The organism is Pulveribacter sp. (assembly GCF_032079985.1).
In the GTDB taxonomy this organism is placed as follows: domain Bacteria; phylum Pseudomonadota; class Gammaproteobacteria; order Burkholderiales; family Burkholderiaceae_C; genus Melaminivora.
The window spans coordinates 47,906-56,280 of record NZ_DAMATK010000011.1 but is presented as its reverse complement, the minus strand read 5'-3'; the positions used below and the strand labels follow the sequence as shown (position 1 = coordinate 56,280).

The 8,375-nt window shown below is 62.9% G+C and carries 8 protein-coding genes; 6 read left to right on the top strand and 2 right to left on the bottom strand.

What is annotated here, in order from left to right; genetic code table 11:
• Positions 1-139: 139 nt before the first annotated feature.
• Both RT282_RS16745 and RT282_RS16740 read right to left on the bottom strand, forming a co-directional pair.
• Complete coding sequence (locus RT282_RS16745) at positions 140-841, bottom strand: hypothetical protein (protein WP_313316131.1); 702 nt, start codon at positions 839-841, stop codon at positions 140-142.
• A gap of 24 nt (positions 842-865) precedes the next feature.
• Positions 866-1,471, bottom strand: a complete 606-nt coding sequence (locus RT282_RS16740) for a hypothetical protein (protein WP_313316129.1) — start codon at positions 1,469-1,471, stop codon at positions 866-868.
• Positions 1,472-1,923: 452 nt separating this feature from the next.
• On the opposite strand from RT282_RS16740, the gene RT282_RS16735 reads away from it, so the two are divergent.
• From RT282_RS16735 to RT282_RS16710, 6 genes are all read left to right on the top strand, one after another.
• The gene (locus RT282_RS16735) at positions 1,924-3,540 is read left to right on the top strand and encodes an ABC transporter substrate-binding protein (protein WP_313316127.1); all 1,617 of its coding nucleotides are present in this window, start codon (positions 1,924-1,926) and stop codon (positions 3,538-3,540) included.
• A 64-nt stretch (positions 3,541-3,604) separates the two neighbouring features.
• Positions 3,605-4,582: an ABC transporter permease gene (locus RT282_RS16730; protein WP_313316125.1), complete on the top strand. Its 978-nt coding sequence runs from the start codon at positions 3,605-3,607 to the stop codon at positions 4,580-4,582.
• Positions 4,579-5,505, top strand: a complete 927-nt coding sequence (locus RT282_RS16725) for an ABC transporter permease (RefSeq protein WP_313316123.1) — start codon at positions 4,579-4,581, stop codon at positions 5,503-5,505. The genes RT282_RS16730 and RT282_RS16725 overlap by 4 nt, the downstream gene beginning before the upstream one ends.
• Entirely contained in the window at positions 5,505-6,494 is a 990-nt protein-coding gene (locus RT282_RS16720) for an ABC transporter ATP-binding protein (protein WP_313316121.1), read from the top strand. The genes RT282_RS16725 and RT282_RS16720 overlap by 1 nt, the downstream gene beginning before the upstream one ends.
• On the top strand, positions 6,478-7,500 hold the full coding sequence (locus RT282_RS16715; protein WP_313316119.1) for an oligopeptide/dipeptide ABC transporter ATP-binding protein: 1,023 nt from the start codon (positions 6,478-6,480) through the stop codon (positions 7,498-7,500). The genes RT282_RS16720 and RT282_RS16715 overlap by 17 nt, the downstream gene beginning before the upstream one ends.
• On the top strand, positions 7,497-8,369 hold the full coding sequence (locus RT282_RS16710) for an alpha/beta hydrolase (protein WP_313316116.1): 873 nt from the start codon (positions 7,497-7,499) through the stop codon (positions 8,367-8,369). The genes RT282_RS16715 and RT282_RS16710 overlap by 4 nt, the downstream gene beginning before the upstream one ends.
• Positions 8,370-8,375 lie beyond the last annotated feature (6 nt).

The following is an 8,375-nucleotide window of genomic DNA, read 5'->3' as shown; positions in this document are numbered from 1 at the left end:
CTATTGGGCCTCAGGTTTGAGGCTCAGAGGTGTCTAGAAAACCCGGGGCGATTCAGCCGCGCTCGCTATCGAGTTGGTGCCTAACGTGAGGCAGTAAGCTGAGGGTTCGGCAGTTTGGTTCCAGTCCTCCTGCGAGGTCTTATTTGGGATTCGGAGAGTAGTATTTGCGCATAATGTTCGCTATTTCCGAATAACGATTATTCATGGTGCTCAATGTTGGAAAGTGCGTCAGTATGAATACTTGATCTCCAGCTTCAGCATGCGCCACAACTGAGTCGCCATTAAAGATTGCATCAGGGAAAAGTTGCTTGTACGTCGGCCAGTATTTTTTTCCGTAGCACATAACTACGCGTGGCCGATGGGTGCGAATTTGAGTTTTCCATAGCGAAATACGCTTGGGAAGAATATCAGTTTCATAGTCTTGCCGATTGCTATACTGCGGCAAAAAATTTTCATAATCCCAATCTCCATTAGATTTGGATGGAATCGGTAGCAAGTCTCCCAGGAAGGTCTCGCCGTTCTTTCGCCCCAACTGCTCTGCCTGATATGTTCGGACGGCTTCTGTGTCGCGCGGGTCCGTGTTATGAAGAATTAACATTAGCCGACACAGATAAGCCCAAGTACGTTGTATCGTTCTATCGCCTTCGTGGTGTTTTGTAATGCCAAGCTTTTCATGAGCTTCTTTGCAGTCTTCCACCGCTTGGAAGGATATCCGACGTCGAATGATTTCAGCGTTGTCGGTGCTCTCCTCAATTCCAAGAAACCATACGGGCGCACTTATTTCGCCGTATCCTAGGAAATTGGTTAGATGGTTGAATTCATTATTGCTAAGGCGGCCCATTTTAATATCCTTCTGTTTTGTGGCTCAATGATTTATCGGGTGCATTAAGTAATTTGCGTTTTCGACTAGTTCGAAAAATATTTCGCCGTCGCTGTCTTTGGAAATAACGGTGCTTGCTTCCGTCCAAATAGTGGATTCTCCTTTTGCGTCAGTGATTAAATTATTCAGAGGCCCGTAGGCGTCCATTATTTCCTGTAGCTCCGAGCGGCGTAGGGCAGGGGTCAGCAATGGCGCAAGTTTCCTGCGCAAATCCCAGTCTGCGTCGATATACGTATTTCTTATAAATGAATTAACTCGCTTGCTGAGGCGTGTTATGTCGGGATGCTCGCGTGCGTCGGATACTTCGAGTTGGGCTATTTTTAAATCGGAACTTTTGTAGATGATCTCGCAAACGACATATTCTTCGCGGTCAACTGCAATACCGCTGGCATTTTTAAGAGCCAGTTCGGGGGTGGGCGAAGCATAGACGGAATGTCTGCGAGATGGCATATTTTCAGGGCGGAGATACTCCCAGATGTTGTCAACGACATAAGGGATATTCGCTGGAATGCGAGGAGAGTTATATCGCTTATGCATCCTCTTTGCGTCAAATCCTGCTTTGAGTACGGCGCGGAAAATTCTTTGTTCCATACGTGTTTTTACATAGCGTTGCGCTTGAGCGCGGTGGATAGAATGGATTTGACTCAGGTTGCCGGGCCTTCGGGGTGAAGTGGGCCCATTTTGGTAAACGGGTTGTACTAAGTAAACCACTGGAAGAATAAATGCGTCGAATACCGGTTAGTCGGTAAACGCAAGTGATTTTCATTTCTAGGCCATCTCCGCGTTCCCAGAAGTTGATTGGAATTTCACCTTTGTAGTTTGCAGCACAAGCTACGGAGCATGGGTGCCTCCCCACTCTTGAATAACGCTGCGTGCCTCCCGCTGGTTGCAGCAAAGACGAGGCAAATGACAGTGATGATGAAGACGCGTAAAGGTGCTGGGTTGGGCAGCTTGGGCGATGTTTTGGAATATGTTAGATTCCTTCCGGTTGGCATGCACTATTTAGGCCACGGATGGGTCGCATACTAAAGGAGACGAAAACGATGACCACGATTTGGAAGCAGGGCGCCTTGGCCCTGAGCATGGCTGGCGCTCTCAGCGCAGCACATGCACAACAGTTGACGATCGGGCTGGCGTCGGAGCCTACGGCTGCCGACCCGCACTATCACAAGATGACGTCCAACGATTCCTTCACGGCCCATGTGTACGACTCGCTCGTCGGACGCACGCCCAAGATGGAACTGGTGCCGTCGCTGGCCACGTCCTGGAAGAACCTGGACGACCTGACCTGGGAATTCAAGCTGCGCAAGGACGTGAAATTCTCGAATGGCGCGCCTTTCACCTCCAAGGACGTGCTGTTCACAATCTGCCGCACGCTGAACAACGAGACCAACGTCTCGCAGTCGTACATGGACACGACCAAGCGCCTGACCGATGTGCAGACGCCCGACCCGTACACCGTGATCGTCAAGACGGCAACGCCGATTCCGCTGATCCCGGCCGAGTTCGCCCGCAACCTGCCCATCATCTCCAGCTCCATCGTGGACTTCGACGGCTGGAAGTTCGCACCCAAGGAGGGCTGTGGCTACAAGGGCCCGTGGCCGTCCGTGGCGGACTTCAACAATGGCAAGATGGCCATCGGCACCGGCCCGTTCGTGCTCAAGTCGTACGTGAAGGGCACCGCCATCACCCTGGAGCGCAACGAAACCTACTGGGGCGACAAGCCGCACTGGAAGAGCGTCAAGATGGTGCCCGTGCCGGCGGCCGGCCCGCGCCTGACGGGCCTGCTGTCCGGCGACTACGACCTGATCGAGAACCCCGCGGCGCGCGACCTGGCGCGCGTCAAGCAAGACCCCAAGCTGGCCTTCGTCGCGACGCCGTCCACGCGCCTGGTGTTCTTCCAGCCCGATGCAGGGCGCGAAACCTCGCCGTTCTCCAAGGCCGCCAACGGCAAGAACCCCCTGCAGGACCTGCGCGTGCGCCGCGCCATCAACATGGCCATCGACCGCAAGGCCATCGTCGAGCGCCTGATGGACGGGATGGCCACCGTGGCCTACCAGTACATGCCCGACGGCATGTTCGGCGGCCTCGCGCATGCGCCCGAGATCAAGTTTGACCCTGAAGGCGCGAAGAAGCTGCTGGCCGAAGCGGGCTACGCCGACGGCTTCGAGCTGACGCTGTCCTCCACCAACGACCGCTACATCAACGATGCACAGGTCACGCAGGCGGTGGCGCAGTACCTCTCGCGCATCGGCATCAAGACCAAGGTCGATGCCATGACCGCGTCGATCTACTTCCCCAAGCGTGCCAAGCGCGAGTTCAGCTTCGCGATGGGCGGCTGGCCTTCGGAGAACGGCGAGGCCTCGGGCCTGTTCCAGCTCTGGGTGGCGTCCACCGATGCGCCCAAGGGGCAGGGCACGAGCAACTACGGCGGCTTCGTCAGCCCCGAGTTCGACAAGGTCTACGTGCCGGCGGCGACCACCATGGACAACGCCAAGCGCAAGGCCGAGCTGGAGCGTGCGACGCAGATCGCGCTCGACAACGTTCCGCTGATCCCGCTGCACTTCGAGAGCAGCATCTGGGCCTTCAAGAAGGGGTTGACCTACGAAGGCCGGCGCGACCAGTACACCCTCGCAGCTTCCGTCAAACCGGCCAAGTAAGCTCTGCGAACGCGCGCTGCGGCCAGCAATGGCGGCGGCGCGCTTTATTTTTTGAGGGACCGTGATGTGGGTCTATGTCCTGCGCCGCCTGGTGCAAAGTTTCTTCGTGCTGCTGGCGGTGTCGCTGGTGGTGTTCATCGCGGTCTATGCGGTGGGCGATCCCATCGAACTGCTGGTGAGCGCCGAGGCCAGCGAGGCCGACCGCCAGCAGATGATCGCCCGCCTGGGCCTGGACTTGCCCCTGTGGCAGCAGTACGCCAGCTTCGCCGCGCGCGCGCTGCACGGTGACCTGGGCACCTCTTTCGTGCACGGCATCCCGGCCATCGAGCTGATCGTGCAGCGCATCCCGGCGACGTTCGAGCTGGTGCTGGTGGCCATCGGCCTGACCTGCGTGCTCGGCATCCCCCTCGGGCTGATCGCGGGGCTGTACCACGACCGGGCGCTGGGGCGCTCGCTGATGGGTGGCTCGGTCCTCGGCTTCTCGCTGCCCAATTTCTGGCAGGGCATGATGCTGATCCTCATGTTCGCGGTCTGGCTGCACTGGCTGCCCGCTGCGGGCCGGGGCGAGACGGTGGACGTGCTGGGTGTGCCGTTTTCGCTGTTCACGCGCGATGGCTGGGCGCATGTGCTGCTGCCGGCGGTCAACCTGGCGCTGGCCAACATCGCGTTGGTGCTGCGCCTCACCGCCACCGGCGTGACCGAGGCCAAGACCCAGGAATACGTGCGCTTCGCGCGTGCCAAGGGCGTTCCGGAGCGGCGCATCCTCACGCGCCACATCCTGCGCAACATCCTGATCCCGGTGGTCACCGTGATCGGCCTGGAGTTCGGCCAGTTGCTGGCGTTCTCGACCATCACCGAGACGGTGTTCGCCTGGCCGGGCATGGGCAAGCTGCTCATCGACAGCATCTACAAGCTCGACCGGCCGGTCATCGTCGCCTACGTGATGCTGGTCACCTTCATTTTCGTCATGGTCAACCTGCTGGTTGACCTGCTCTACGCGGTGCTCGACCCACGCGTGCAACTGCAGGAGGCCTCGGCATGAGCACCCCGCAACTTCCCGAACCCACCGGCACCCCGCTGCGCGCCCAGCCGCTGGCGAACACCCCGCGTCGCGCGCAGATGCTGCGCCAGCTGCGCAGCAAGCCTTCGGTCAAGGGTGCCGCCATCGCACTGGCGCTGCTGCTCCTTGCCGTGCTGCTGGCGCCGCTGCTGGCGCCGCAAAACCCCTACGACCTGGGCGCACTCGACCTGATGGACGGGCGCCTGGCGCCTGGCGCGCAGGCTGCGTCCGGCATGCGCTACTGGCTCGGTACCGACGACCAGGGGCGCGACATGCTCAGCGCCATCCTGTACGGGCTGCGCATCAGCCTGTCGGTGGGCCTGTCGGCGGTGGCGATCGCGACGGCCATCGGTGCGCTGGTCGGGCTGGTCGCGGCGTACCTGGGCGGCATCGTCGACACGTTGCTGATGCGCCTGGTGGACTTCATCCTGGGCTTTCCGACCATCCTGATCGCGCTGCTGCTGCTGGCCATCCTGGGGCGCGGCGTGGACAAGGTGGTGATCGCCATCGTCGCCGTGCAGTGGACGCACTACGCGCGCATCATGCGCGGCCGCGCGCTGCAGGAGCGCAAGAAGGAATACGTCGAGGCCGCGCGCAGCCTGGGCTACTCCACCTGGCGCATCATGACGCGGCACCTGCTGCCCAACTGCCTGGGGCCGGTGCTCGTGTTCGCCACCATCCAGATCGCCAACGCCATCGCGCTGGAGGCTACGCTGTCGTTCCTGGGCGTCGGCGTGCCGATCACTGAGCCTTCGCTCGGCCTGCTGATCGCCAACGGCTTCCAGTACCTGCTGTCGGGCGACTACTGGATCAGCATGTTCCCCGGCCTGGCGCTGGTGGCGCTGATCCTGTCCATCAACCTGATCGGCGACCGCCTGCGCGAAGCCCTGGACCCGAGGAAATGATGAACGCACCGCTGCTAGAAGTGCGCGGCCTATCGACCGTGTTCCACACCGAGGAGGGCGCGTGGCCGGCTGTGAGCGACGTGGACATCCGGCTGGTGCCCGGGGAGATCCTCGGGCTCGTCGGCGAATCCGGCTCGGGCAAGTCGGTGACCGGCTTTTCCCTGTTCGGCATGATCGACCCGCCCGGCGAGATCATCGCCGGCGAGGTGCTGCTGCACGGCCAGGACCTGCGCAAGCTGCCTGCCGAGGCCCTGCGCCAGCTGCGCGGCAACCGCATCGCGATGATCTTCCAGGACCCGCTGATGACGCTCAACCCGGTGCTGCGCATCGAGGAGCAGATGCTCGAGGCCCTGGAGCAGCACCAGAAGCTGCCGCGCTCCGAAGCCCGCAGGCGCTGCATTGAGGCCCTGGAGATGGTCGGCATCCCGGCACCCGAGAAGCGCCTGCGCAGTTACCCGCACGAGTTCTCCGGCGGCATGCGCCAGCGCGTGGCCATTGCCATCGCCATGCTCAACCGCCCCGACCTGATCATCTGCGACGAGCCCACAACGGCACTGGACGTGACCATCCAGGGGCAGATCCTGTACCGCATGCAGCGCATCTGCGCCGAGCAGGGCACGGCGCTGATATGGATCACGCACGACCTGGGCGTGATCGCCGAGCTGGCCGATCGCGTGGCGGTGATGTATGCCGGGCGCATCGTCGAGGAGGGCGCCGTGGCCGACGTGCTCGACGCGCCGCGCCATCCCTACACCGAGGGCCTGCTGTCCTCCCTGCCCAGCCGCACGCGGCCGGGTGAGCGCCTGGTGCAGATCAACGGCATGGCGCCGAGCCTGTCGGCGCGCGTGCCCGGCTGCGCGTTCGCGCCGCGTTGCGCGCGCGCCAGCGAGCGCTGTGTGGCCGAGCAACCTGCGGCGACGCAGGTGCCCGGGCGCATGTTCCGGTGTTTTCATCCTCTGCAGGAGGCCTGCGGTGACGCGAGCGAATGACAACGTAGGGGCGCCGGTCGTGGAACTGCGCGCAGTGCACAAGCGCTTCACCACCCGGCCCGGCATGGTGGAGAAGGCCGTCGGCGCGGTTGCCGGGCGGCCCGCCAGGGAGCGCACCGTACACGCGGTCAACGGCGTGGACCTGGCGATCGCGCGCGGCGAAGTGCTCGGCCTGGTGGGCGAATCGGGCTGCGGCAAGTCCACGCTGGGGCGCGTCGTCGCCGGCCTGCATGCGCCCAGCAGCGGCGAGCTGCGCTACCAGGGGCAGGACGTCGCCGGCCTGGCCGGCCAGCCCAGGCGCGACTATGTGCTTGGTGTGCAGATGGTGTTCCAGGACCCTCAGGCGTCGCTCAACCCGCGCCAGCGCTTGCGCCAGATCCTGGCCGAACCGCTGGCGGTGCACCGCCTGGCACCTTCCGCCCAGATCGGTGCGCGGGTGGACGCGGCGCTCGCCGAGGTGGGACTGTCGACCGAATACCGCGACCGCCTGCCGCACCAGATCTCGGGCGGGCAGCGCCAGCGCATCGGCATTGCGCGCGCGCTGATGGTGGCGCCCGAGTTTCTGGTCTGCGACGAGCCGGTCGCCGCGCTGGACGTGTCGATCCAGGCGCAGGTCATCAATCTGTTCATGGACCTGCGCGCGCAGCGCCAGCTCACGTATTTGTTCATCAGCCACGATCTCGGCGTGGTGCGCCACATCTCGGACCGCGTGGCCATCATGTACCTGGGCAAGATCGTGGAGACGGCCACGACGGCCGAGGTCTTTGCGCGCGCCCAGCATCCCTACACCCAGGCCCTGCTCGCGGAAGTGCCGGACGTTGCCCGCAGGAAGCGCGTCTTCACCCCCATCCAGGGCGAAATCCCCTCGCCCCTCAATCCCCCTACAGGTTGCGCCTTCCACCCGCGCTGCCCGCACGCCATGGAGCGCTGCAAGCGCGAGGAGCCGCTGCTGCGCGAGGTGGCTGGCGGCCACCAGGCGGCCTGTCATTTGCTGGACCCACCGTGACCCTCTCCCTTTTTGCCTTTGGCCGGACCAGCGGCAGCTTTTCGCTGCCCTGGGCATTCGCCGGCCGGCCGGTGACGCTGCACTGCTACCGCGCCGCTGCAGCCGACGCACGCGCGCCGCTGGTGCTGGTGCAGCACGGCATGCTGCGCAATGGTGATGACTACCGCAACTTCTGGGTTGCCGCTGCCGAGCGATACGGCTTGCAGATCATTGCCCCGACCTTTTCCAACGAGCACTGGCCTGGCGTGGAAAGTTACAACAACGGCGGCGTGTGGACACAGGATGGGCACCTTGCGCCTGCTGCGCAGTGGGCCTATCAGGCGATACCGGAGCTGATCGGTCAGCTGCGTCGCGAGGGCGCTCTGCAGGAGCAGCCGGTTTATCTCTTCGGCCATTCGGCAGGAGGGCAGTTCGTGCACCGCTTGGCCAGCCTACTCGGCGTCCGTGGTCTTGCCGGCATCGTCGCTGCCAACCCCGGTTGGTATACGCTAGCTGATGACTCGTTGGGATTTCCCGAAGGGCTGGGCGGCGTTGGACTTGCGCCGGACGCGTTGGCCCGCCTGCTTGCCACGCCGCTGGTGATCCTCGCCGGCGAGCAGGACATAGACACCGCCGACCCGAATTTGCCCGCCGAGCCCGCAGCGCTGCGGCAGGGCCCCCACCGCTATTCACGCGCGCTGCATTACACCGAATACGCACTGCAGCAGGCTGCGCGCCTGGGTGTGCCGCTTGCGTGGCAGTTGCACAGCGTGCCCGGCATCGGCCACGACGGCGAAGCTATGAGCGCCATCTGCGCGCATTGGTGGTTTGAAGGCCGCATGCCATCGGCCGATGGGCTCGCCCGCTTGGCGGGGCGCATAGTTTCCTGAGTTTTG

Excerpts from the sequence above, each read along its gene's own strand:
- RT282_RS16745 (WP_313316131.1), bottom strand. The coding sequence starts at position 841 with ATGGGCCGCCTTAGCAATAATGAATTCAACCATCTAACCAATTTCCTA.
- RT282_RS16720 (WP_313316121.1), top strand. The coding sequence starts at position 5,505 with ATGAACGCACCGCTGCTAGAAGTGCGCGGCCTATCGACCGTGTTCCAC.
- RT282_RS16735 (WP_313316127.1), top strand. The coding sequence starts at position 1,924 with ATGACCACGATTTGGAAGCAGGGCGCCTTGGCCCTGAGCATGGCTGGC.
- RT282_RS16730 (WP_313316125.1), top strand. The coding sequence starts at position 3,605 with ATGTGGGTCTATGTCCTGCGCCGCCTGGTGCAAAGTTTCTTCGTGCTG.
- RT282_RS16740 (WP_313316129.1), bottom strand. The coding sequence starts at position 1,471 with ATGGAACAAAGAATTTTCCGCGCCGTACTCAAAGCAGGATTTGACGCA.
- RT282_RS16725 (WP_313316123.1), top strand. The coding sequence starts at position 4,579 with ATGAGCACCCCGCAACTTCCCGAACCCACCGGCACCCCGCTGCGCGCC.